18 protein-coding genes are annotated in these 22,340 nt (G+C 70.8%); 7 read left to right on the forward strand and 11 right to left on the reverse strand.

Features of this window, described 5'->3' with window-relative positions; all coding sequences use genetic code 11:
* Positions 1-290: 290 nt before the first annotated feature.
* From ALMP_RS38820 to ALMP_RS38830, 3 genes are all read left to right on the forward strand, one after another.
* Positions 291-1,616 carry a PhoH family protein gene (locus ALMP_RS38820; RefSeq protein WP_264936686.1) on the forward strand — a complete coding sequence of 442 codons (1,326 nt, stop codon included), beginning with the start codon at positions 291-293 and terminating at the stop codon, positions 1,614-1,616.
* Between the two features lie 420 nt (positions 1,617-2,036).
* The gene (locus ALMP_RS38825; RefSeq protein WP_264936687.1) at positions 2,037-2,720 is read left to right on the forward strand and encodes a lytic transglycosylase domain-containing protein; all 684 of its coding nucleotides are present in this window, start codon (positions 2,037-2,039) and stop codon (positions 2,718-2,720) included.
* Between the two features lie 129 nt (positions 2,721-2,849).
* Entirely contained in the window at positions 2,850-4,244 is a 1,395-nt protein-coding gene (locus ALMP_RS38830) for an AI-2E family transporter (protein ID WP_264936688.1), read from the forward strand.
* Between the two features lie 51 nt (positions 4,245-4,295).
* Here the strand turns inward: ALMP_RS38830 and ALMP_RS38835 are convergent, their stop codons facing one another.
* Together ALMP_RS38835 and ALMP_RS38840 are read right to left on the reverse strand one after the other, a co-directional pair.
* The gene (locus ALMP_RS38835) at positions 4,296-4,829 is read right to left on the reverse strand and encodes an alkyl hydroperoxide reductase (protein WP_264936689.1); all 534 of its coding nucleotides are present in this window, start codon (positions 4,827-4,829) and stop codon (positions 4,296-4,298) included.
* Between the two features lie 6 nt (positions 4,830-4,835).
* Positions 4,836-5,390 carry a peroxiredoxin gene (locus tag ALMP_RS38840; RefSeq protein ID WP_264936690.1) on the reverse strand — a complete coding sequence of 185 codons (555 nt, stop codon included), beginning with the start codon at positions 5,388-5,390 and terminating at the stop codon, positions 4,836-4,838.
* 133 nt (positions 5,391-5,523) lie between these two features.
* Between ALMP_RS38840 and ALMP_RS38845 the strand changes: the two genes are divergently transcribed.
* Positions 5,524-6,483: a LysR substrate-binding domain-containing protein gene (locus tag ALMP_RS38845; RefSeq protein ID WP_264936691.1), complete on the forward strand. Its 960-nt coding sequence runs from the start codon at positions 5,524-5,526 to the stop codon at positions 6,481-6,483.
* 109 nt (positions 6,484-6,592) lie between these two features.
* Here the strand turns inward: ALMP_RS38845 and ALMP_RS38850 are convergent, their stop codons facing one another.
* The 5 genes from ALMP_RS38850 to ALMP_RS38870 form a co-directional block, all read right to left on the reverse strand.
* On the reverse strand, positions 6,593-8,929 hold the full coding sequence (locus tag ALMP_RS38850) for an ABC transporter permease (RefSeq protein ID WP_264936692.1): 2,337 nt from the start codon (positions 8,927-8,929) through the stop codon (positions 6,593-6,595).
* Positions 8,926-9,615, reverse strand: a complete 690-nt coding sequence (locus ALMP_RS38855; protein ID WP_264936693.1) for an ABC transporter ATP-binding protein — start codon at positions 9,613-9,615, stop codon at positions 8,926-8,928. The genes ALMP_RS38850 and ALMP_RS38855 overlap by 4 nt, the downstream gene beginning before the upstream one ends.
* Positions 9,612-10,136, reverse strand: coding sequence for a PadR family transcriptional regulator (locus tag ALMP_RS38860; RefSeq protein WP_264936694.1), 525 nt, complete (start codon positions 10,134-10,136; stop codon positions 9,612-9,614). The genes ALMP_RS38855 and ALMP_RS38860 overlap by 4 nt, the downstream gene beginning before the upstream one ends.
* A 134-nt stretch (positions 10,137-10,270) precedes the next feature.
* Entirely contained in the window at positions 10,271-10,537 is a 267-nt protein-coding gene (locus tag ALMP_RS38865; RefSeq protein ID WP_264936695.1) for a hypothetical protein, read from the reverse strand.
* Positions 10,534-11,472 carry an SPFH domain-containing protein gene (locus ALMP_RS38870; protein ID WP_264936696.1) on the reverse strand — a complete coding sequence of 313 codons (939 nt, stop codon included), beginning with the start codon at positions 11,470-11,472 and terminating at the stop codon, positions 10,534-10,536. The genes ALMP_RS38865 and ALMP_RS38870 overlap by 4 nt, the downstream gene beginning before the upstream one ends.
* A gap of 286 nt (positions 11,473-11,758) precedes the next feature.
* Here ALMP_RS38870 and ALMP_RS38875 point away from each other — a divergent pair, with 286 nt between their 5' ends.
* Entirely contained in the window at positions 11,759-14,212 is a 2,454-nt protein-coding gene (locus tag ALMP_RS38875) for a transglycosylase domain-containing protein (protein WP_264936697.1), read from the forward strand.
* 87 nt (positions 14,213-14,299) lie between these two features.
* Here ALMP_RS38875 and ALMP_RS38880 read toward each other — a convergent pair whose 3' ends face one another.
* The 4 genes from ALMP_RS38880 to ALMP_RS38895 form a co-directional block, all read right to left on the reverse strand.
* Positions 14,300-16,402, reverse strand: a complete 2,103-nt coding sequence (locus ALMP_RS38880; RefSeq protein WP_264936698.1) for a SpoIIE family protein phosphatase — start codon at positions 16,400-16,402, stop codon at positions 14,300-14,302.
* 316 nt (positions 16,403-16,718) lie between these two features.
* Entirely contained in the window at positions 16,719-17,393 is a 675-nt protein-coding gene (locus ALMP_RS38885) for a DUF402 domain-containing protein (protein WP_264936699.1), read from the reverse strand.
* A 91-nt stretch (positions 17,394-17,484) separates the two neighbouring features.
* Positions 17,485-18,888, reverse strand: a complete 1,404-nt coding sequence (locus tag ALMP_RS38890) for a class II fumarate hydratase (RefSeq protein WP_264936700.1) — start codon at positions 18,886-18,888, stop codon at positions 17,485-17,487.
* A 220-nt stretch (positions 18,889-19,108) separates the two neighbouring features.
* Complete coding sequence (locus ALMP_RS38895) at positions 19,109-20,776, reverse strand: fumarate hydratase (RefSeq protein ID WP_264936701.1); 1,668 nt, start codon at positions 20,774-20,776, stop codon at positions 19,109-19,111.
* A 157-nt stretch (positions 20,777-20,933) separates the two neighbouring features.
* Here ALMP_RS38895 and ALMP_RS38900 point away from each other — a divergent pair, with 157 nt between their 5' ends.
* Together ALMP_RS38900 and ALMP_RS38905 are read left to right on the forward strand one after the other, a co-directional pair.
* Positions 20,934-21,623 (forward strand): DUF1707 domain-containing protein, encoded by a 690-nt coding sequence (locus tag ALMP_RS38900; RefSeq protein WP_375803607.1) that lies wholly within the window; start codon positions 20,934-20,936, stop codon positions 21,621-21,623.
* Positions 21,624-21,752: 129 nt separating this feature from the next.
* A complete protein-coding gene (locus ALMP_RS38905; protein WP_264936702.1) occupies positions 21,753-22,130 on the forward strand; it encodes a WhiB family transcriptional regulator in 378 nt (125 codons plus the stop codon).
* Positions 22,131-22,340: the final 210 nt, after the last annotated feature.

Consider the following 22,340-nt stretch of genomic DNA (forward strand, 5'->3'; position numbering starts at 1 on the left):
GGAGTTCACCCGCGCGCCGTCATATGCCGTGGCATGGCGGCGCGCGTTCGAGGGCATAAGCCAAGCAGGTCGACGCCCGAACCACGGGTGTCGGATCTCAGCGGACGGCACGGGGCCGTCCGCCCGGGAGGCCCTTTGCATCAGCCCGATCGTGCGGTCAGCACGGACGCAGCGGAGGGCCGGTTTTCGGCCCCCGCGAGGCGGCTGGACTCCGGCCGGCTCGCTCCCGCCCGCCCTCCCGGCCTCCACTCCGTCGCTCCCCGACCTCATCCGAGGGGGTACGTCCTTCCGTGGTGACCAGCACAAAGCGCCACAAGCCCGACCGGCGCACCTACGTTCTCGACACCAGCGTCCTGCTGGCCGACCCGAACGCCCTGACCCGCTTCGACGAGCACGAGGTCGTGCTCCCCATCGTCGTGGTCACGGAACTGGAGGCCAAGCGGCACCATCCCGAACTCGGCTATTTCGCCCGGCAGGCGCTGCGCCTGCTCGACGACTACCGGGTGAAGTACGGACGCCTCGACGCCCCCATCCCGATCGGGGAGCTGGGCGGGACCATCCGTGTCGAGCTCAACCACTCGGACCCCAGCGTGCTGCCCACCGGCTACCGCCTGGGGGACAACGACTCACGCATCCTCGCGGTCGCCCGCAATCTGCAGGCCGAGGGGTTCGACGTCACCGTCGTATCGAAGGACCTCCCGCTCAGGATCAAGGCCTCCTCCGTCGGACTCCTCGCCGAGGAGTACCGCGCGGAGCTCGCCATCACGGACGCCTCCGGCTGGACCGGAATGTCCGAACTCACGCTCCCCGGCGAGCAGGTGGACGTCCTCTTCGAGGAAGGCCACGTGTACGTCCCGGAAGCCGCCGACCTGCCCGTGCACACCGGCCTGACCATCCAGTCCGAGCGCGGCAAGGCGCTGGGCCGGGTGACGCCCGAGGGCAACGTCCGTCTGGTGCGCGGCGATCGTGAGGCGTTCGGCATCAAGGGCCGCAGCGCCGAGCAGCGGATCGCGCTCGACCTGCTGCTCGACCCGGACGTCGGGATCGTCTCGATGGGCGGCCGGGCCGGCACCGGCAAGTCGGCGCTCGCGCTCTGCGCGGGTCTGGAGGCGGTCCTGGAGCGCCGCCAGCACCAGAAGGTGATGGTCTTCCGGCCGCTGTACGCGGTGGGCGGGCAGGAGCTCGGCTATCTGCCGGGCAGCGAGGCCGAGAAGATGAGCCCCTGGGCTCAGGCGGTCTTCGACACCCTCTCGGCGGTCACCTCGCGCGAGGTCATCGAGGAGGTCACCGCCCGCGGCATGCTGGAGGTCCTCCCCCTCACCCACATCCGCGGCCGCTCCCTGCACGACGCGTTCGTGATCGTGGACGAGGCCCAGTCGCTGGAACGGAATGTCCTGCTGACCGTTCTGTCCCGGATCGGCGCCAATTCCCGGGTCGTTCTGACCCATGACGTGGCGCAAAGGGACAATTTGCGAGTCGGCCGTTATGACGGTGTCGTCGCCGTGGTGGAGAAACTGAAGGGGCATCCGCTTTTCGCGCACGTCACCCTGAACCGGTCCGAGAGGTCCCAGATCGCCGCCCTTGTGACCGAAATGCTGGAGGACGGGCAGATCTGACCGTCCTGACCGAATTCATCGGGGTCGCTCGGTAGTTGGCGCCGTCCGACAAAGGCTGTGAGCCTAGTCGGGCGGCGCCTTCGCGTGTGGGCGAACGAGGAAATCCCTGGGGTCAAACCGGATGTGAGCTTTCACACGCAACCGGGAATTGCCTTGCGGCATTCGGTTACGGCAGAGTCTCACTCCTGTCAGGCCCCGCATACGACACACCTGTACCCCCAGCGGCACAGAACCTCATCAGCACCACCGCCAACTCCATATCGACCGTCGTATGCCGCCCGTGCACCACGCGGCGCTCCCCAGCGGGAGTTGCCCACCGGGCCCGTGCCTCCCGTGACCCCGCAGTTGGGAGGCCAGCGTCAGGGGCACGATTGCGTCCGCCAGGGTCACCGAAGCGGGCGATGCTGGAAGGAAAACCGTGTGAGCCGGATCTCGGTCCGGGGATTCGCAGTGGCCTCGGCCACGGCGGTCACCGCTGTCGGAAGCGTCGTCGGCGTTGCCTCGGGCAGCACCGCGCAGACCAACGACGCAGAAGCGACGGCAAGCGACTCGACGCTCCTCGCGGACATACCCGTCGGCTACCAGGCCCAGGTACAGACCGCTTCCCTGACGCAGCAGGCCAGTGTCCAGGCGATCGCCGCGGACGAGAGCGCCAAGAAGGACGCGGAGGAAGCGGCTCGCAAGGCCGCCGCCAAGACGGCCATCGCGAAGAAGGAAGCCGCCGAGAAGGCGGCCGAGGAAGCCAAGGAGCGCGCCGAGCTCAAGGCGGCGGCGAGCCGCAGCGCCTCGGACTTCCCGATCAAGAGCTCCTACAGCATCGCCGAGATCCAGGCGATGGCGCAGCAGATGGTGCCCAGCGGCCAGTTCCAGTGCTTCAGCAACATCGTGGACCACGAGTCCGACTGGAACCCCCAGGCCGTCAACCCCTCCTCCGGCGCGTACGGCCTCTTCCAGGCGCTGCCCGCCGGCAAGTACGCCTCCGCGGGCGCCGACTGGCGCACCAACCCGGCCACCCAGATCAAGTGGGGCCTCAACTACATGAACGAGCGCTACGGCAGTCCCTGTGACGCCTGGGCGTTCTGGCAGGCCAACCACTGGTACTGAGCCGGCCTCACCACCGCTCGACCTCGCGCAGCCCCTCCCCGTCCCAGGGGAGGGGCTTTCGCCATGTACGGTCGTAAGCCGGCGACTCCAGGGGGAGTGGTGGAGACGGACGGGGGAAGAGGACGGATCATGTCGCGAGTTCCAGGGTGGCTCGGCAGGATCGGCGCCGGTCTGACCGAGATGGGAGCGCGGCTCGACGAACGCCGCGCGAGGGCCGAGCGGGAGACCCGGGAGGCCGACGCACGCGAACCGGCGTCGCTCGAGACCGACTCGGCGCCGGTGGAGGAGCTGCCGTCGCCCGCGCCGCGCCCCGATCCCGCGCAGGTCGTGCCGTGGGGTGTCCGGGTCGCCGCCGAGGCGGGCTGGCGGCTGCTGGTGCTCGCGGGCACCGTCTGGATCCTGATGAAGGTCATCAGCGCGATCCAACTGGTCGTCCTGGCCTTCGTGGTGGCGCTGCTGCTGACCGCCCTGCTGGAGCCCACCGTGGCCCGGCTCAAGCACCTCGGGGTGCCGCGGGGCCCCGCGACCGCGCTCACGGCGATCCTCGGGTTCGTCGTCATCGGCCTGATGGGCTGGTTCGTGACCTGGCAGGTCATGGAGAACATCGACGATCTCTCCGACCAGGTCCAGGACGGCATCGACGATCTGCGCCTGTGGCTGCTCAACAGCCCCTTCCACGTCACCGACAAGCAGATCAACGGCATCGCCCAGAACCTGCGCGAGGCGGTCGGCGCCAACACCGACGAGATCACCTCGGCGGGCCTGGAGGGCGTCACCGTCGTCGTCGAGGCGCTCACCGGCATCCTGCTGGCGTTCTTCTCGACGCTGTTCCTGCTCTACGACGGCAAGCGCATCTGGCAGTGGACGCTCAAGCTGGTGCCGGCGGCGGCCCGTCCGGGTGTGGCGGGCGCGGGCCCGCGGGCCTGGGCCACGCTCACCGCGTATGTCCGCGGCACGGTGATAGTGGCGTTGATCGACGCGATCTTCATCGGCCTGGGCATCTACTTCCTCGACGTGCCCATGGCCGTCCCGCTCGCCGTCTTCATCTTCCTGTTCTCCTTCATCCCGCTGGTCGGCGCGGTGGCCTCCGGCGCGCTGGCGGTGGTGGTGGCGCTGGTGACACAGGGTGTGTTCACGGCGGTGATGACGCTGGTCGTCGTGCTGGCCGTGCAGCAGATCGAGGGGCACATCCTCCAGCCGTTCATCCTCGGGCGGGCGGTGCGCGTCCATCCGCTGGCGGTGGTGCTGACGGTGGCCGCCGGCGGCATGATCGCCGGCATCGGCGGCGCGGTGGTGGCCGTACCGCTGGTCGCGGTGACCAACACGGTGGTGGGCTATCTGCACGCGTACTCCCGTGAGGCGACCGTGCGCCAGGCGCCGCGCCCACCGGCGGCGACGGCGGCGGAGGCGGCGCCGGTCCGCACGGGCGACGGTGACGGTGGATCAGCCCGTGCGGGCGGCTCGGAGCGTCCGGCGGCCGAGGAGGAGGCCCCATCGGGGCCCACGGGCGGCGGCTCCCCGTAGAAAGCGCGAGGCCCCGCCCACCGAGGTGGACGGGGCCCGCCGGAACCGGCGTCACTCGGAGAGAACGGCCTCCGCGTCGAGGGTGACGCCGACCGCCTGGATCACCGAGGCGATCTTGAACGCCTCCTGGATCACCTCACGCTCGACGCCCGCCTTGCGCAGCACCTGCTCGTGCGAGTCGAGGCACATGCCGCAGCCGTTGATCGCGGACACCGCGAACGACCACAGCTCGAAGTCGACCTTGTCGACGCCGGGGTTGCCGATGACGTTCATCCGCAGGCCCGCCCGCAGGTTGCCGTACTCGTGGTCGGACAGCAGGTGACGGGTGCGGTAGAAGACGTTGTTCATCGCCATCACCGCGGCGGCGGACTTCGCGGCGGTGTACGCCTCCGGCGCGAGGTTCGCCTTCGCCTCCGGCTCCAGCTCGCGCAGGACGATCGGGGAGCGCGCGGCGATCGCGGTCGCGAGGACCGTGCCCCACAGCTGCTGCGCGGGCAGGTCGGAGTTGCCGATGACCGAACCCAGGTTGAGCTTCAGGTCCTTGGCGTAGTCCGGTATGCGGGACTTCAGGGAGTCGAGGGACATGTCGGCTCACTCCCCGGCCAGCAGCTTGACCGGGTCGAGGGTGTCCTCGCCCTTGGTCCAGTTGCACGGGCACAGCTCGTCGGTCTGCAGGGCGTCCAGGACCCGCAGGACCTCCTTGGGGTTCCGGCCGACGGAGCCCGCGGTGACCATCGTGAACTGGATCTCGCGGTTCGGGTCGACGACGAAGACGGCGCGCTGCGCGAAGCCGTCCTCACCCTCGATGCCGAGGTCGCGCATCAGCTCGTGCTTGGAGTCGGCCATCATCGGGAACGGCAGGTCCGTCAGGTCCGGGTGGTCCTTGCGCCAGGCGTGGTGGACGAACTCCGAGTCACCGGAGAAGCCGAGGATCTGCGCGTCGCGGTCGGCGAACTCGTCGTTCAGCTTGCCGAACGCGGCGATCTCGGTCGGGCACACGAAGGTGAAGTCCTTCGGCCACGCGAAGACCACGAGCCACTTGCCCTCGTAGGACTTGTGGTGGATCTGCTCGAACTCCTTGCCCTTCTCCAGCGAGACGCAGGCGGTCAGTTCGAACTCGGGGAACTTGTCACCGACAGTGAGCACACGCTCTCCTTGCAGCGAAGAAGCGTCCGGATCGCGGACGTTTCCCATGGGTTGGACTGTTCCGATGCTGGCACAGGGTGCATTGATTAGAGAAATCGCTACACTTGGTCATGGTGATCGGAGGAAGTTATCAGTGACTGTGAGTAATTCCGGGGTCAAGAGGCGGCAGCCCAGTCTCGCGCAGCTGCGGGCCTTCGCGGCCGTCGCCGAGCACCTGCACTTCCGGGACGCGGCCGCCGCCCTCGGCATGAGCCAGCCCGCCCTGTCCGGCGCGGTCTCCGCACTGGAGGAGACGCTCGGGGTGACCCTCCTGGAGCGTACGACCCGCAAGGTGCTGCTCTCGCCGGCCGGCGAGCGGCTCGCCGTACGGGCCAGGGCGGTACTGGCGGAGGTGGGGGCGCTGCTCGCGGAGGCCGAGGCGCTCCGGGCGCCGTTCACCGGGGTGCTGCGCCTCGGGGTCATCCCGACCGTCGCGCCGTACCTCCTGCCCACCGTGCTGCGCCTGGTCCACGACCGCTATCCGCACCTCGACCTCCAGGTCCACGAGGAGCAGACCGCCGCCCTCGTCGACGGTCTGAACACCGGCCGGCTCGACCTGCTGTTGCTCGCCGTGCCGCTCGGGGTGCCCGGAGTGGTCGAACTGCCCTTGTTCGACGAGGACTTCGTGCTCGTCACCCCGCCCGGGCACCCGCTCGGCGGCCGGCAGGGCATCGCGCGCGAGGTGCTGAAGGAGCTCAACCTGCTGCTCCTCGACGAGGGGCACTGCCTGCGCGACCAGGCCCTCGACATCTGCCGGGAGGCCGGGCGGGCGGACGCCCCGGTGACCACCACGGCCGCCGGCCTGTCCACCCTCGTCCAGCTCGTCGCCGGGGGCCTCGGCTGCACCCTGCTGCCCCGCACCGCCGTCACCGTCGAGACCAGCCGCAGCACCCACCTCCTCACCGCCGACTTCACCGACCCGGCCCCCACCCGCCGTATCGCCCTCGCCATGCGCTCGGGCGCGGCCCGCGGCGCGGAGTACGAGGAACTGGCGCAGGCACTGCGGGAGGCCCTGAGGCCGTTGCCGGTGCGGGTCCTCGACGGCGTTCACTGAGAACCGCCGCCACGGCGGCCACGGAGACCCGCCGCCACGGCGGTCACTGCGGCCTGCCGAAAGCGAGAACCGGCGCCCGTCCCGGTGGGGCCGGGTGCCGGTCCGTCTCTCACTCCGTGCGCAGACCGTCCGGCCGCATCAGCCGCAGCAGCGGCGGCAGGCTCAGCACGGTGACCAGCAGCGAGACCGCCGCGCCGGTGCCGGTCATCATCAGCACGCTCGACCAGTCGACCCGCACCGGGGTGTTCGTCATGCGCAGCAGCACCGCGCCCAGGGTCACACCGACCGTGGACGCCAGCAGCAGGCCCAGACCGATCGGGACGACCGTCTGCCAGAGCACCGACAGGCTCAGCGTGCGCCGCCGGGTGCCGAAGGCCACCAGGGACGACAGCAGCTTGCGGCGTTCACGCAGCTGCTCCAGCTGGGAGACCAGCAGACTCGCGCCGATCAGCGCCAGCACACAGGCGGCGCCGACCGACAGGCCGGTGCGGATGGACTCGTAGCGGTCGGAGCGTTCGACCGTCGACCAGGTCATGGGCTGGGAGAACAGGTCGATCCGCGCGGCCGTGTTGCGCGCGTGCTCATAAGCGTCCGCTTCGGAACGGTCGAGGCTCAGGTAGAGCTCCCCCTTGGCGAACGTCGCGAGCCCGGCGGGCAGCGCCGCGGGGGTGATCAGGAAGCCGCCGCGCAGGTTGCCGGTGGGATCCTCGCGGGACTGGGCGGGCCGAATGTCCCGCGGCACGGTCCAGGAGACCGGCGGATCGTCGGGCCGTCCGACGTCCGCGCCGCCGGCCCACAGGGTCTTGCCGGGCACGGCCAGCTGGGGCGTCTCGGTGTCCTGCTCGCCGCCGCTCAGCGCGAAGACCTCGCCGTCACGGCAGGACGGCAGCGTGGCCACCTCGCGCAGGGACGCGCAGTCGCCGACGGTGAACGCGGTCATCGCGGTCGGCTCGTCGACCCGGTCGCCGATCCACCCCTCGCTCAGCGCGGTGACCTGGCGGACACCCTTGGTCTCGCGGAACTCCTCGGCCGCGGCGGCGAGTTCCGTGCCGTGCTCCACGCCCACCTGCATCTGGGCCCGGGAGACGTCGTACCCCGAGGCCTGGGTGAACTGGTCCTCCACTCCCGCGAACAGCATCTGCAACGCGATCGCCCCGGCCACCGCGACCGCGATGCCGTTGACCGTGCGGGCCGCCGAGCCACTGCTCAACTGAAGCCGTCGTACCGCCAGTTGCCAGGCGACGCCGCCCGAGCCGAGGCGGGCGACGACCGTCTCGACGAACCACGGCAGCAGCGCCGTGACCCCGACGAGCAGGAGCATGACACCCCCGACGACCAGGTACTGGTTGAACTCCCCGTCGTCCCGGCCCTGTCCGACCATCGGGTAGAGCAGCGCGAGTCCGGCCAGCGGCAGCAGCAGCCGCCACCACAGCCGGTGTCGCGTGGGCCTGGCCGTACGGAACACGCCGAGGGGTTCGATGACCACTCTGCGCAGGGCGAACAAGGTCACCAGGACCGCGGCCGTCGGCACCGCGACCGCGACGAGCGCGGCGAGCGCGGGTGAGGGGTTCAGATAGCTCGGGAACACGCTGACCCGGAAGAGCTCGAAGGAGCTGGCGATCCGACGCCCGATCAGGAAGAAGACGGTCCCGAGGACCAGGCCGAGCACGGACCCGGCGAGCGCCTCGCCGGCGGCGATCCGCCGCGTCATCCGGTTGTCGGAGCCGACCAGCCGCAGCGCCGCGAGCCGTCGGTCGCGCCGCTCGCCGCCGAACCGCACGGCAGCGGCGATGAACACCGCGACCGGCATCAGCAGCACCACGAACACCACCAGGACCAGCAGGAGCAGGATCGGGTCCCAGGGGTCGGACGACGGCTGGTCCTGGCCGCCGAAGCCGTCGATCCGCGCTCCGCTGGTCCGGTCGAGATGGTCCGCGAGCCCCTTGCCGCCCGCGTAGTAGGCCAGCTCCTGGGAGCCGACGAGGCCCTGTTCGCCGATGGTGCCGGCGATCCGGTAGGGCAGCCGTTCTTTGAGCAGCTTCCCGCTGTCGGAGGCGAGCAGCTCCTTCAGAGCGGGGGAGACGACCATCTCGCCCGCCGCCGGGAACGCCGCGACCCCCGGCGGCAGCGGGGCCCGCGGACCTTCCGCCTCCAGCAGGCGCCCGCGCACCTCCTGGTACCGGAAGGAGGTGTCCGCGTCCAGCACGATCAGCGTGTCGTCGGCCTTCGGTATCTCCTGCTGGCTCCAGCTGTGGTCGCTGCGTGCCTCCTCCCGCCGGTTCCGCTCCGCCAGCGCGTTCGGGATGGCGGTGGTGAGCAGCAGCAGCGCCACTCCGAGCCCGACGCCGACGGCCGTCAGCACGGCCCGGGACCAGCCCTCGCGTCCGCCGGCGACGGCGAACCGCACTCCTAGGGCCAGATCCCCGGCCCACTGCCGCAGCCTCATACGACGCGCTCCATGTCCCGGGACTTCCCGTCCCGTACGACGATCTCGCGGTCGGAGTAGGCGGCCACCCGGGCCTCGTGCGTGACCAGGACCACGGCCGTGTTGGCGGACCGGGCCGCGTCGGTGAGCAGTTCCATCACGCGCTCGCCGTTGAACGAGTCCAGCGCGCCGGTCGGCTCGTCGGCGAACACCACCCGGGGGCCGGTGACCAGTGAGCGCGCCACCGCGACCCGCTGTCCCTGCCCGCCGGAGACCTCCCCGGGCCGCTTCGCGCGCACGTCGTCGACCTCCAGCCGTTCCATCCAGGCGAGCGCGGCCTGCTCGGCCCGCTTGCGCGGGGTGCCGTTCAGCCGGAGCGGCAGCGCCACGTTCTCCACACAGGTCAGCTCCGGCACGAGCTGCCCGAACTGGAACACGAACCCGAACTCCGAGCGCCGGAGCGCACTGCGCCGGGCGTCGCTCATCGTGGCCAGCTCCTGCCCGTCGTAGAGGATCGAGCCCGCGTCGGGCGTGACGATGCCAGCGAGGCAGTGCAGCAGCGTGGACTTGCCGGACCCGGAGGGGCCCATCACGGCGACGACCTCGCCGGGGTGGATGGAGAACTCGGCGCCGTCCAGCGCCAGGGTCGGCCCGTACGCCTTGCGCAGGCCCTCGGCGGCGAGCAGCGAGCCCGCGGGAGCGGTCACGCGGTCACCGCCGTGCGCAGCTTGTCGAGGCGCGCGGCGGTCAGTTCCAGCCAGCGCAGATCGGCCTCCAGATGGAACAGCGCGTGGTCGCAGATCAGCTGGTCGGCGAGGTCGCCCCGGCGTTTGCGGTCGGTGAGGATGCGCATGCCGCGCAGGTGCTCCGCGCGCTGCGCGTCCAGGATTTCGGCCGCGTCCCGGTGGGTGAGCAGCGCGAGGACGACCTTCGTGTACAGCGTCGACTGGAGGTACGGCTCGGGCTTCTCGGGGGTGGCGAGCCAGCGGGTGACGTCGGTGATGCCGGCGTCGGTGATGGCGTACCGCTTGCGCTCCGGACCGTCGCCGGGCTCGATGCCGTCGACCTCGACGAACCCGTGCTTCAGCAGGCGGGACATCGTCGAGTAGACCTGGCCGTAGTGCAGCGGCCGGTCGTGACCGAACTTCTCGTCGAAGGCCCGCTTCAGGTCGTAGCCGTGTCGGGGCCCGGACTCCAGGAGTCCCAGGAGGGTGTGACCGATGGACATGCGGTGGACTCTACACGCGGTGTATACGCCGTGTGCATACGCCGTGTGCGGAGGTGGTGGCCGGGGGTGGCGGTGCGCAGGTCGGGGCCGATTGTCACAGGTTCGTCACAGCGTCGGCCGCCGCCCCCGGCCGGTCACTCCGGTGAGGGCCCCGGGGCGGAGCCCCCGGGCGGGCGTCCACGGCGCGGGATGGGCCGGGCCTCGCCCGGCAGCCTCCCCGCGTCCTGCAACGCCTTCCGCAGCAGGAACTCGATCTGCGCGTTCGCCGACCTCAGTTCGTCCGAGGCCCAGCGGGCCAGCGCGTCGTACACCAGCGGATCCAGCCGCAGCAGCACCTGCTTGCGCTGCTGCGGCCGCCGCTTGGGCACAGCCCCTTCCGAAGGATCCGCGGGCGGGGTCACTGGTAGAGGGTCCCGGTGTTGAGCACCGGCTGGGGGGAGCGGTCCCCGCACAGCACCACCATCAGGTTGGACACCATCGCCGCCTTCCGTTCCTCGTCCAGTTCCACGATGTCCTGCTCGGCGATCCGGCTGAGCGCCGCCTCCACCATGCCGACCGCGCCGTCCACGATCTCCCGGCGCGCCGCGACCACCGCGCCCGCCTGCTGCCGCTGGAGCATCGCGGAGGCGATCTCCGGAGCGTAGGCGAGGTGCGTGAACCGGGACTCGATGATCTGCACACCGGCCGCCTCCACGCGCGCGTGCAGTTCGAGCGCGAGCTTCTCGGTGATCTCCTCGGCGTTGCCGCGCAGCGAGAGCGCGCTCTCGTCGTGGGCGTCGTAGGGGTACTCGATGGCGATGTGCCGGACGGCGGCCTCGGTCTGGGTGGAGACGAACTCGAAGTAGTCGTCCACCTCGAACACGGCCTGCGCGGTGTCCTCCACCTTCCACACCACGACCGCGGCCAGCTCGATCGGGTTGCCGTAGGCGTCGTTGACCTTCAGGACCGCCGTCTCGTGGTTGCGGACGCGGGTGGAGATCTTCTCCCGGGAGGTGAAGGGGTTGACCCAGCGCAGTCCGTCCTCGCGGATGGTGCCCCGGTAGCGCCCGAAGAGCTGCACCACGCGGGCCTCGCCCGGCGCCACGGTGTTCAGCCCGCACAGCGAGAGGAACGCGGCGAGCGCGACCACGACGCCGCCGGCGATCAGCGCGCCCCGGGCGCCGGTCGCGTCCACCGCCGTGCCGCCCGCGACGATCAGCCCCGCGCCGGCCATCAGCCCGAGCAGCCCGAGCAGCAGGGCCGACCCGCCGCTCATGCTGCGCGCCGGGAATTCCCGCACGCGCGGGGCGGGCATGTCGGGTGTGTCGACGGTGGCCGACAGATCGTGCCTGGTCATGGGGGTCCCCCGTTTCTCGCGCCCCGCCGGAGTGTCCGTGGGCCCGCGTTATCTTCTGCCTAGCTAAGTGATATCACTTTTCTGGGACATGGCAACCCTGAGCGGCTCTCGTACGTCGGTTCCGGTGGAGAGGCGTGCCGGTTCCATCGAGCGGGGTGCTGATTCTCACGCCCGCCCGGGACCCGATCGAACGCCCTTTGTCATAGAGAGCGGTGTTAGCTTTCTGAGCTGACCTGCCTCCGGGCACTGGTGTGAATGCCGAGTAGGAAGCGGAGCGAGCGGACTCATGGGACGAGCGGAAGAGAGACGAGCGCGACAGCGTGGTGGCCGCCGCGCGGCGCCCAAGAACCGCTCGTCGCGGGCGGCGGCTCCCCCCTCGCGCAACGAGTCGGTGGCCACGGCCGAGAGCGCGGCACCCGCCGACACGGCGACGGGGGCCACCGAGAGCTCCGCCGGAGGCGGTCGCGCGGCGGCCCGCAGGAGCGCCAAGAAGGGCGCAAAGGGCGGCCAGGGAGCCAAGGGCGGCAAGGGCCGTATACGCCGGCTGTTCACCTGGAAGAAGGTCCTCGGTACCTTCCTCGGCCTCTGCCTGCTCGTCATCGGCGCCTTCATCGTGCTGTACATGACGACGCCGATCCCCGCGGCCAACGCCGAGGCCAAGCTGCAGAGCAACATCTACAAGTACAGCGACGGCACCCTTCTCACCCGCGACGGCGAACTCAACCGCGAGAACGTCGACCTCGCCGAGATACCCAAGGCCGTCCAGCGGACCTTCGTCGCCGCCGAGAACAAGAGCTTCTACAGCGACTCCGGCGTCGACCTGAGGGGCACCGCGCGCGGCCTGCTCAACACGCTCATGGGCAAGGGCGCCCAGGGCGGCTCGACGATCACCCAGCAGTACGTCAAGAACTACTACCTGACGCAGGAACAGACCGTCACGCGCAAGCTGAAGGAACTGGTCATCTCCCTGAAGCTGGACCGGGAGGAGTCCAAGGACTACATCCTGGCCGGCTACCTCAACACCAGCTACTACGGCCGCGGCGCCTACGGCATCCAGGCCGCCGCCCAGGCCTACTACCGCGTCGACGCCGAGAAGCTCGACGTCGCGCAGGGCGCCTACCTCGCCGCGCTGCTCCAGGCCCCCAGCCAGTACGACTGGGCCGTCGCCTCCGAGACCGGCAAGACGCTGGTCCAGCGCCGCTGGAACTACGTCCTGAACAACATGGTCGAGGAGGGCTGGCTCGACAAGGCCGAGCGGCAGACGATGACGTTCCCGGTGCCCAAGCAGCCCAAGGCCGCCCCCGGCCAGGAGGGCCAGGTCGGCTACCTGGTGAACGCGGCCAACAGCGAGCTGGAGCGGCAGCTCGTCGCCCAGGGCGTCGCGCAGAGCGGCAAGGAAGCCGAGGCGATGGTCAACGCCGGCGGCTGGAACATCACGCTCAACATCGACAAGAAGAAGCAGAAGGCGCTGGAGGCCTCCGTCAAGGAGCAGCTGACCAGCAAGCTGGACAAGAAGAAGCGCCCGGTCGACGGCGACGTCCAGGCCGGCGCGGTGTCCGTGGACCCGAAGACGGGCGCGGTCGTGGCGATGTACGGCGGCGTCAACTACGTCGAGCACTACCTGAACAACGCCACCCGCACCGACTACCAGCCGGCCTCCACCTTCAAGCCGGTGATCCTCGCCGCGGCCCTCGACCAGGGCGCCAAGACCCAGGACGGCGAGAAGATCACCGCCAACACGATCTACGACGGCACCAGCAAGCGCCCCGTCGTCGGCAGCGACATCGGCTTCGCCCCGGAGAACGAGGACGACGTCGACTACGGCGACGTCACCGTGCAGACAGCGATGAACAAGTCCATCAACTCCGTCTTCGCGCAGATGGGCGTCGACGTCGGCATGGACGAGGTGCTGAAGACCGGGAGCGACCTCGGCATGGACACCAAGGACCTCAAGGCGGTGCCCGCGCAGACCCTCGGCACGATGGGCGCGAGCCCGCTGCAGATGGCCGGCGTCTACGCGACCCTCGACAACCACGGCAAGAAGGTCACCCCGACGCTCATCAAGTCGGTGGAGAACAGCGCCCACGCGGTGAAGCCGCAGGAGGCGATCGGCGAGCAGGTCATCAGCCGGGAGGCCGCCGACTCGGTGACCTCGGTCCTCACCGGTGTGGTCGACGACGGTACGGCGAAGAAGTCCGTGCGGGACAACCCCGAGCGCAGGGGCCAGAAGGTCGCCGGCAAGACCGGTACCTCCGACGACAACAAGTCGGCCTGGTTCACCGCCTACACGCCCGACCTGGTCACCTCGGTCGGCCTGTTCGGCGAGTCGGCGAAGCCGCCGCACCCCCAGGTCAGCCTGACCGGCGCGACGACCGGCCTGACCGGCGACGACGGCCGTGTCAACGGCGGTGGCTTCCCGGCGCAGATCTGGGCGGACTACACCTTCGGCGTCTCCACCAAGGTCTCCAAGTTCGACCTGGAGACCACGCAGGGCGCCGCCGTCCAGCCGAGCGTCACGCCGTCCCCGTCGCCGTCAGTGACCGAGGAGCCGTCGGAGGAGCCTTCCACGCAGGCCCCGACGACCAGCGCGCCCCCGAAGACGGAGACGCCCACCGAGGAACCGACGACGCAGGAGCCGTCCGAGGAGCCGACGACGCAGGAACCGACGGAGTCGCCGACGACCGGCGAACCGACGACGGAGGAACCCGAGAACCCACTGGATCCGCAACTGAGTCAGTAGGTCCGGCCGGACATCCGTCCAGACGAGAAGGAGAGGGCGCCCGGTGCGATCACCGGGCGCCCTCTCCTTCTCGCGTTCTTCGGGCCGTCAGCTGCGGTTCAGCTCGAACCAGACGACCTTCCCGGTGCTCAACCGGGTCGCCCCCCACCGCCGGGCCATCCGGTTGACGAGGAACAGTCCCCGCCCGCCCTCGTCCGTGGCCCGCGCCTGCCGCAGCCGGGGCAGCTGCGGCACGTCGTCCCCGACCTCGCAGCGCAGCACATCGGTCCGCAGCAGCCGCAACGTCACCGGCCGCGAGGCGTACCGCACCGCGTTGGTGACGACCTCGCTCACCAGCAGCTCGACGGAGTCGCTCAGCTCCTCCAGCCCCCAGCGGGCCAGCGCCCGCCGGGCCAGCCGACGGGCCCGTCCCGGCGCCGCGTCCTCCGGATCCAGGTACCAGTACGCCACATCGCTCGGCGCGATCCCGTCGAAGCGGGCGGCGAGCAGCGCGATGTCGTCGTCCCGGTCGCCCGGCCCGAGCATGTCCAGCACCTCGTCGCACAGGGCTTCCAGGGGCGGCGGATGGTCGGGCCCGGTCAGCTGGGCCGTCGCCGCGAGCTTCTCGCGCAGCTGCTCTATGCCGGTCGCCACGTCCCGCAGCCGGGACTCCACCAGGCCGTCGGTGTACAGCAGCAGCGTCGCCCCGGCGGGCGCGTCCAGCTCCACCGCCTCGAAGTCGACGCCGCCGACCCCGATCGGCGCGCCCGGCGGCACCCGCAGCACCTCGGCCCGGCCGCCCAGGTGCAGCAGCACGGGCGGCGGATGGCCGGCGTTGGCGATGGTGATGCGGTGCGATACCGGGTCGTAGACGGCGTACAGGCAGGTCGCCATGCGGTCGGTGCCCAGGCGCTGGGCCTGCTCGTCGAGGTGGTGCAGCACCTCCTGCGGCGGCAGGTCGAGCCCGGCGAGGGTCTGCGCGGTCGTGCGCAGCTGGCCCATGATGGCCGCGCTGGTCATGGAGTGCCCCATGACGTCGCCCACCACCAGCGCCACCCGGCTGCCCGGCAGCGGGATGGCGTCGTACCAGTCGCCGCCCACCCGCGCGGTCTCCGCGGCCGGCAGATAACGGGAGGCCAGGCGCACGCCCGTCGGGCGCGGCAGGGTCTCCGGGAGCATCGTGCGCTGGAGCTCGTCGGCGATGTACGCCTCCCGGTCGTACAGCACCGCCTTGTCGATGCCCAGGGCGCTGTGCGTGGCGAGCTGCGCGGCGACCAGCAGGTCGTCGTTCTCGAAGGGGATGCGCTCGGGGCGGCGGATGAAGACGGCCGCGCCGATCACCCGGCGCCGGCCGCGCAGCGGCGCGAGGATCGCCCGCTGCCCGTCCGGGATCTCCAACTGGCTGTCCTCGCCCAGAAGTTCGGGCAGCGCGGCGCGGGCGGCCGGGCTGTCGGCGAACACCGGACGCACCCCGCGCAGCACCTCGGTGAGCGCGCCGCCGGGCCGCACCTCGCACAGCTCCGCGATCGCCGCCGACAACTCGGACAGCTCCGGCGCCTCGGGCGGCGGTACGGCCAGCGCGGCGAACCCGGTCTCGGTGTCCCGTTCCTCCGGGATCCGGTCGGTGCGCCGCAGCCGCAGCACGACCCGGTCCGCGACGGGCCGTTCGTCACCGACCGGCAGCGGGTCGCGCAGATAGACGAGGATCGCGTCGGAGAACGTCGGCACGGTGGCCCGGCACAGCCCCATCACGATCTCGTCGAGGTCCAGGCCACGGGCGATCCGGCGGGTCGCCGCGCCCACGAAGCGCAGCCGGTCGCCGTCCCGCCGCATGGGCGTGGGCCGGCCGGGCTGCGCCCCTTGTCCGCTGCGCCGCTCCTGCGCGCCCGGGCCGTGCTCGGAGCGGGGCTCGGCGCCCGGCTGGACCGGGATGGTCTCGGGCGCGGGACGCGGGCGGTGGCTGTCCATCTCGGCGGCCTCGGGCTGGGAGTGCTCGGTGTCGGAACCGGCCGGATCCTTTCCCCTGTCGCCGGGGACCGGGGCGCCCGGCGCGGTGATGCCCGGCGACCCGTCGGCTCGGGACTGGGCGGTCGCGGACGGTAAGGCGGAGGAGCCCGGCGATGCGGGGGCCGGGGAACGCAGGAGCGCCCCGCGAGGGTCCGTGGGGTCCACGCCCTGGGGGCGTTCGTAGGAGGTGGGCTGCTCCGTCACGCGTGTCGAATCCGTCCGTTGGGGGCTGCGCGCCGCGCGTGCAGTCGGTCCCGCAGAAATGCCGATACCCGGAATACGTGTGCCCGGAACGGAATTCCCGCGCGGCCAAAGGCTGTTCCTGTGCCACCGATGGACCGGGCACGGCGCGTGGGGCCGGTGCCGCCGGCCCCGCCGGTGTTGCCCTCGTACCCCTCGCTCACGTCCTGCCGCCCCTCGGTGACGTTCGGTCAGACCCGGCGTCCGATGCCGGAGTTACTCCTGAGTGCTCTTGCGGAGGACGATCCTACGTTTCCTGCCCGGGGGCGCATCAAGGGTCTCATGTGGACAGGTGCGCCGGCATACGGTCCCAGTCCTCCGGCAGCAACGGTACGGCCCAGGACGGATCCGGGCGCCAGTGCTGCCAGCCGTCACTGAACGGTGACCCCCACGCGCGGATCACCTCCACCGCCGACCGGCCCGCCTCCCGCACCCGCTCGGCCGCGGAGGCGTCCATCAGACCGTCCTGCTGGGCCTGCGCGAACTCGTCCTCGTCGCGCCAGTCCCAGCTGCGGTCCGGGTACACGCAGATGTCCAGGAAGTGGTCCTCGGAGTCCACCCCGCCGTCCCAACGGGCCAGCGGTTCCTCCAGGTTGACGTACCAGTTCTTGAACTGCCAGCCCGGGTCCCAGAACAGCCACACCGACCAGGGCCGACCGGGGTGGGCCAGCTTCAGCACACCCGTGCCGAACCAGCGGTCCGTCACCACGGACCGCGGCTTGGTGTAGCGCGTGTGCAGCGGTTCCTGGTGCAGCGGCCGGCCGTCGGCCAGCACCGGCTTGACGCACTGGGTGCCGGGCGCCATCCACACGGCGAGCAGTTCCTCGTCGTCCCGGACGACGGTGACGGGGCGGGCGATGTGGAAGCGCGGGCCGCCGTTCTCCCGGTACCGCCACAGGATCTGCTGCCCGGGCTCCCAGAAGGCCGCCGCACCGCCCGTTCCCACATGTGTCATCGCTCCACCGTCTGCCATGCACAGATATTAGGTGCCATGGTCATACGACGCTGCGGCGCGCGTCACGGTTCTGCGCGCCGGGCGCGAAACGTCACGGGTGTGTCATCCGCAGGACATCCAGCGCCTCGTCGAGCTGGTGGAGCGTCAGGTCGCCGCGCTCCACATACCCTCCTTCGAGGACCGTCTGCCGGATGGTCTTCCGCTCGGCCAGCGCCTTCTTGGCGACCTTCGCGGCCTCCTCGTAGCCGATGTACTTGTTGAGCGGGGTGACCACGGACGGCGACGACTCGGCGTACTCGCGGGCGCGTTCGCGGTGCGCGACGATGCCGTCGACGGTGCGGTCGGCGAGCAGCCGGGAGACGTTGGCCAGCAGCCGGATCGACTCCAGCACGTTCTTGGCGATGACCGGCAGCATCACGTTCAGCTCGAAGTTGCCGGCGGCGCCCGCGGCGGCGACGGTGGCGTCGTTCCCGGTGACCTGCGCGGCGACCATGAGCACGGCCTCGGGGATCACCGGATTGACCTTGCCGGGCATGATCGACGATCCCGGCTGGAGGTCGGGCAGGGAGATCTCCGCGAGCCCGGTCCGCGGGCCGGACGCCATCCACCGCAGATCGTTGGCGATCTTCGTCAGTCCGACGGCGACGGTCCGCAGCTGCCCGCTGGTCTCGACGATGCCGTCCCGCGCGCCCTGCGCCTCGAAGTGGTCGCGTGCCTCGGTCAGCGGCAGCCCGGTGACGCGCGCGACCTCCTGGATGACGGCCGCGGAGAAGCCGGGGGGCGTGTTGATGCCGGTGCCGACGGCGGTGCCGCCCAGCGGCAGTTCGGCGAGCCGGGGCAGCGACGCCTTCAGCCGCTCGACGCCGTACCGCACCTGGGCGGCGTATCCGCCGAATTCCTGGCCCAGCGTCACGGGTGTGGCGTCCATCAGATGCGTCCGCCCCGACTTCACGACGTCGGCGAACTCCCGCGCCTTGCGCTCCAGCGCGGCCGCGAGGTGCTCCAGGGCCGGGATCAGGTCACGGGTGACGGCGGCGGTGGCCGCGATGTGGATGGAGGAGGGGAAGACGTCGTTGGAGGACTGCGAGGCGTTGACGTGGTCGTTGGGGTGCACGTCCCGGCCGAGCCGCTCGCTCGCCAGCGTCGCCACGACCTCGTTGGTGTTCATGTTGGACGAGGTCCCCGACCCGGTCTGGAACACGTCCACCGGGAAGTGCTCGTCCCACCTGCCCTCGGCCACCTCGGCGGCCGCCTCCTGGATCGCCTGGGCGATCTCCTTGTCCACCACGCCCAGCTCGGCGTTCACCTTCGCGGCGGCGCCCTTGATCCGGGCCAGCGCCTCGATGTGCGCGCGCTCGATGCGCTGCCCGGAGACGGGGAAGTTCTCCACCGCGCGCTGGGTCTGGGCCCGCCACTTCGCGTGCGCGGGGACACGGACCTCGCCCATGGAGTCGTGCTCGATGCGGTAGCTGTTCTCGTCCTGCTCGTCGGTCATCGACGATCACCTCCACGGGGGACAGCATCGCGGACGGGCGGACTGTTCCCGGGGATTGCCGTGGAGGTGACCTGCCGTCATGTTGCGGCCCGGACGCCTTCCGGCCGGACCACCCCCGACGACGCGACCGGGCTGGGGTGTGATCGACGGCTGACGAGGTGTGCCTCCCCCACGGGGCGGGGGAGGCCTCCGGGGCTCTTTTAGGGGCCCCGCCGCCGGGTCAGCCCAGACCGGGCCCGCGCACCGGGATCGACGTGAACGTCGGCGCCGGCGCCGGGTCCAAGAAGAAGTCGTTGCCCTTGTCGTCCACGACGATGAACGCCGGGAAGTCCTCGACCTCGATCTTCCAGACGGCCTCCATACCGAGCTCCTCGTACTCGACGACCTCGACCTTCTTGATGCAGTCCTGGGCGAGGCGGGCGGCGGGACCGCCGATCGAGCCGAGGTAGAAGCCGCCGTGGGCGCCGCAGGCGTCGGTGACCTGCTGCGACCGGTTGCCCTTGGCCAGCATCACCTTCGAACCGCCCGCCGCCTGGAACTGCTCCACGTAGGAGTCCATGCGCCCGGCGGTGGTCGGACCGAAGGACCCCGACGCGTACCCCTCCGGCGTCTTCGCGGGCCCGGCGTAGTACACCGGGTGGTCCTTCAGGTACTGCGGCATCTCCTCACCCGCGTCCAGCCGCTCCTTGATCTTGGCGTGCGCGATGTCCCGCGCCACGACCAGCGGGCCGGACAGCGACAGCCGGGTCTTGACCGGGTACTTGGTCAGCTCGGCGAGGATGTCGTCCATCGGCTGGTTCAGGTCGATCTTGACGACGTCGCCGTCCTGCTCCAGGTGCTCGTCGGTCGTATCGGGCAGGAACCGCGCCGGGTCGGTCTCCAGCTGCTCCAGGAACACGCCCTCGGCGGTGATCTTCGCGACGGCCTGACGGTCGGCCGAGCAGGAGACGGCGATGGCCACCGGGCAGGACGCCCCGTGCCGCGGCAGCCGCACCACACGCACGTCGTGGCAGAAGTACTTGCCGCCGAACTGCGCCCCGATGCCGATCCTCTGCGTCAGCTCGAAGACCTTCTCCTCCAGCTCCTTGTCCCGGAAGCCGTGCCCGAGCGGCGAACCCTCGGCCGGGATCTCGTCCAGGTAGTGCGCGGAGGCGTACTTGGCGGTCTTCAGCGCGTACTCGGCGGACGTACCGCCGACGACGATCGCCAGGTGGTACGGCGGGCAGGCGGCCGTACCGAGCGAACGGATCTTCTCCTCCAGGAACTTCATCATGGAGGCCTCGTTCAGGACGGCCTTCGTCTCCTGGTAGAGGAACGACTTGTTGGCGGAGCCGCCGCCCTTCGCCATGAACAGGAACTTGTAGGCGCCGCCGTCGGTCGCGTACAGCTCGATCTGCGCGGGCAGGTTGGAGCCGGTGTTCTTCTCCTCCCACATGGTGAGCGGAGCCATCTGTGAGTAGCGCAGGTTCAGCTTGGTGTAGGCGTCGTAGATGCCGCGGCTGAGCGCCTCCTCGTCGCGGCCCTCGGTCAGCACGTTCTGCCCGCGCTTGCCCATGACGATGGCCGTGCCCGTGTCCTGGCACATCGGCAGGACGCCCGCCGCCGCGATGTTCGCGTTCTTCAGCAGGTCCAGGGCGACGAACTTGTCGTTGCTCGACGCCTCGGGGTCGTCGATGATCCGGCGCAGCTGCGCCAGGTGGGCCGGGCGCAGGTAGTGCTGGATGTCGTGGACGGCCTCCTCGGCCAGCTTGCGCAGTGCCTCCGGCTCCACCTTGAGGAAGGTCCGCCCGTCGGCCTCGAAGGTGGAGACACCCTCGGAGGTCACCAGCCGGTAGGGGGTGGTGTCCTCTCCCATGGGGAGCAGATCGGTGTACTCGAACTCAGGCATCGGTGCCCATTCCTCACTCGACAGAGACAGCGGCTGGCCTCCATTGGCAGCGTCCACCAGCGTAGGACGTGCGGGGAAGGCGGAGCCTGTGAGGTAAGGCTCAGTTCGACTCCGCCGAGGGCTATCGCGATCTATCGTGTTTGGGTACGCTGCTGTCGTGGACCTTCAGAAGCAGACCGAGCCGCGCGCCGCCATGACCGAGTTGCGCGCCTCGGACGCCGACCGTGACCGCATCGCCGACATCCTGCGCGAGGCCCTCGCCGAGGGCCGTCTCACCGCCGAGGAGCACGCCGAGCGCGTCGAGGGCGTGCTGGCCGCCAAGACGGTCGGTGAGCTGGACGTGTTCATCCAGGACCTGCCCGCCGCCCATCGCCGGCACACCCCGCCCCACACGGCGCCACCGCCCCGCCCCGTCGGCGGCGCGGTGCCCGCCGACCCCGACGACAACCTGGTCGCGATCCTCAGCAGCGCGGTCCGCCGGGGCCGTTGGCGGGCCGGCCGCCGCATCCACGCGTACGCGGTCTTCGGCAGCGTGGAGATCGACCTGAGCGAGGCGCTGTTCGAGTACCAGCAGGTCGTCATCAAGGCGTACGCGGTCTTCGGCAGCGTCGAGATACGCGTCCCGGAGAACGTCTCGCTGAGCGGCACCGGCGGCGGCGTCCTCGGCAGTTTCGAGGTGGACACCCTCGACTCCGGCGAGCCGGACGCCCCGGTCGTCTACGTCGACGGCTGGGCGATCCTCGGCAGCGTCGAGGGGCGGCCGAAGCGGGGCAAGCTCGTCGCGGACATCCTCGACCGTGTCCAGCGCAAGGTCGACAAGGGTTTGCGCAAACATCTGGAGCGTTGACGGTTGTGAATCGGGCCCCAACAGGGGCCCGGCGGACGGCGGTTGGGGACCCAGTGCATAGGCGCGCGCACAGCGGGTAGGGCTTGCTGCGTCGTCTCTCGCTCGCGAAGCCGTCGTCAGGAGTAGACCGTGCTGCAACCGCCGCATTCGTCCCTGCAGGTAGCCGCTGTTCCGGCCCAGCGGGTGCCAGCGCGCGACAGGGACCAAGACGCTCCCTGGCACACCGAGGCGGTGTGCCGGCGCGACGAGGCAGGCCTGTTCTTCGCCCCCTCCAAGGAGCCCACCGCCGCCCGGCTCTCCCGGGAGGAGGCCGCCAAGCGGGTCTGCGCGCGCTGCCCGGTGATGGTGGAGTGCCGCGAGCACGCGCTGCTGCAACCCGAGCCCTACGGCGTCTGGGGCGGCCTCACCGCCGCCGAACGCCGCGTGGTCCTCGCGCGCCGCCGCCGCCGCGACATGGAACTGAAGAAGGCGGCAAGGGCGACCAACCACATCGCAGCAGCGGGCTGACCTGAACGAGCGACGCGCTCACCTCTGCGACGCCGGGCAGACTGCCGACTCAAAGGGACGCGGGGAACTGCGCGACCAGCCACACCCCACCCGCACGCGGGTATGGCCGGCAGCCCCCGCGGGGCTCGGTCACGGCTCACGCTCACGACGCCGGGTCGCAGGCCGACCTGAAGGGGCGCGGGGAACTGCGCGACCAGCCACACCCCACCC

It is taken from the genome of Streptomyces sp. A012304, assembly GCF_026008495.1.
Taxonomy (GTDB): domain Bacteria; phylum Actinomycetota; class Actinomycetes; order Streptomycetales; family Streptomycetaceae; genus Streptomyces.

Excerpts from the sequence above, each read along its gene's own strand:
- ALMP_RS38830 (WP_264936688.1), top strand. The coding sequence starts at position 2,850 with ATGTCGCGAGTTCCAGGGTGGCTCGGCAGGATCGGCGCCGGTCTGACC.
- ALMP_RS38835 (WP_264936689.1), bottom strand. The coding sequence starts at position 4,829 with ATGTCCCTCGACTCCCTGAAGTCCCGCATACCGGACTACGCCAAGGAC.
- ALMP_RS38850 (WP_264936692.1), bottom strand. The coding sequence starts at position 8,929 with ATGAGGCTGCGGCAGTGGGCCGGGGATCTGGCCCTAGGAGTGCGGTTC.
- ALMP_RS38860 (WP_264936694.1), bottom strand. The coding sequence starts at position 10,136 with ATGTCCATCGGTCACACCCTCCTGGGACTCCTGGAGTCCGGGCCCCGA.
- ALMP_RS38870 (WP_264936696.1), bottom strand. The coding sequence starts at position 11,472 with ATGACCAGGCACGATCTGTCGGCCACCGTCGACACACCCGACATGCCC.
- ALMP_RS38875 (WP_264936697.1), top strand. The coding sequence starts at position 11,759 with ATGGGACGAGCGGAAGAGAGACGAGCGCGACAGCGTGGTGGCCGCCGC.
- ALMP_RS38885 (WP_264936699.1), bottom strand. The coding sequence starts at position 17,393 with ATGACACATGTGGGAACGGGCGGTGCGGCGGCCTTCTGGGAGCCCGGG.
- ALMP_RS38890 (WP_264936700.1), bottom strand. The coding sequence starts at position 18,888 with ATGACCGACGAGCAGGACGAGAACAGCTACCGCATCGAGCACGACTCC.
- ALMP_RS38895 (WP_264936701.1), bottom strand. The coding sequence starts at position 20,776 with ATGCCTGAGTTCGAGTACACCGATCTGCTCCCCATGGGAGAGGACACC.